This window comes from Mycobacterium aquaticum, from assembly GCF_002086485.1.
Classification (GTDB): Bacteria; Actinomycetota; Actinomycetes; order Mycobacteriales; family Mycobacteriaceae; genus Mycobacterium; species Mycobacterium aquaticum.
The window spans coordinates 1-1,194 of sequence record NZ_MVHF01000093.1 but is presented as its reverse complement, the minus strand read 5'-3'; the positions used below and the strand labels follow the sequence as shown (position 1 = coordinate 1,194).

1 protein-coding gene is annotated in these 1,194 nt (G+C 71.8%); it reads right to left on the bottom strand.

The window, feature by feature from the left end; translation table 11 throughout:
* Window positions 1–1,194 (bottom strand): HNH endonuclease (locus tag BST13_RS38035; protein WP_245839982.1); only part of this gene is annotated, 1,194 nt, incomplete at both ends.

Genomic DNA, 1,194 nt, shown 5'->3' with positions numbered 1-1,194 from the left:
GGGCCCGGGGGTGGCGGGGCGGTCGAGCGGTAGTGCGCGCCGGTGGGGGTGACGAATTCGGCGGTGTGGACCCCGTTTTCGAGGGAGGTCCGGACCTCCCAGCCGGGGGATTCTTTGACGTAATTGCAGCGCTCGCAGGCGCCGAGGCCGTTGAGGGCGCTGGTCGGTCCGCCGGCGGCGTGCGGGTGGGCGTGATCGCGGTGGCGGATCGGGGCGTCGCAGTACGGGGTCCGGCAGGTTTGATCGCGCAACCCGATGAACGTGGCCAGCGCCTTGGGGAACCGGCGCGACCGCGACTCCATCGCCACCAACGCCCCGGATTTCGGATGCCGATACAGCCGTCGCAGCGTGGCCCGCGACCGCGTGTCGGCCACCGCGGCCCGCACCAGGTTGCGGGCCACCGCCGCGGGCATCGGCCCGTAGCCCTCGATGACCGCGGGGTGCTCGTCATCACCGAGCAGGGTCTGATCGGAGATGACCAGATTGACCGCGACCGGCTCGGGAACGTCGGCGGGGCGGCCGGTGACCCGCTCGACGAGCGTGTCGGCCATCACCTGACCGCGGGTGCGGCCATCACAGGTGGTGTCGGCACGGTGTTTCAACGCCGCAAACACCCCGACGCCCTGCTGCACCGGCACCACCACCGTCACCACCGTCATGCTGTCCGGTGCCGGCCGGATGGTCACGGTGCGGTCCTGCGCGGCCTTGGCGGCCCGGTCCACGACGGCCTGCGGATCCAGCCGGTAGGCAATCTTTTTGGCTTCGGCCTCGATGCGCGCGTCGCCCATCCCGTCGAGCCGGGTGACCTCGGCACACATCTGGGCGTCGAGCACCCGGCGGTCCTCGACCGAGAGGCAGGCCGATTCCCGCACGATCAGCGTGGCGCGCCATTCGGAGAGCACCCCGGACTCCAACGCGGCCAAAGTGTGCGGCATCTCGTGCACCAGGGCGTTGGCCAACCCGAGGTGGCGGTTGCCGCAATTGGGGGAATCGTGGCGGGCCAGGGCGACCTCCGAGGCGACCCCGCGGCCCTGTTTGGCCTTCGGTATCCCGGCGGCCGCGTCGGCGGCGCGGCGCTTCGCATCCAGCAGTGCCGCGCAGCGGGCCTGCCCGGCGGCCGCCGCGGACTTCACCCGCTCCAATTCCTCGATCCGCCGATGCAGTGCAGCCTCGTCAGCGTCCTCGCTGACCTGC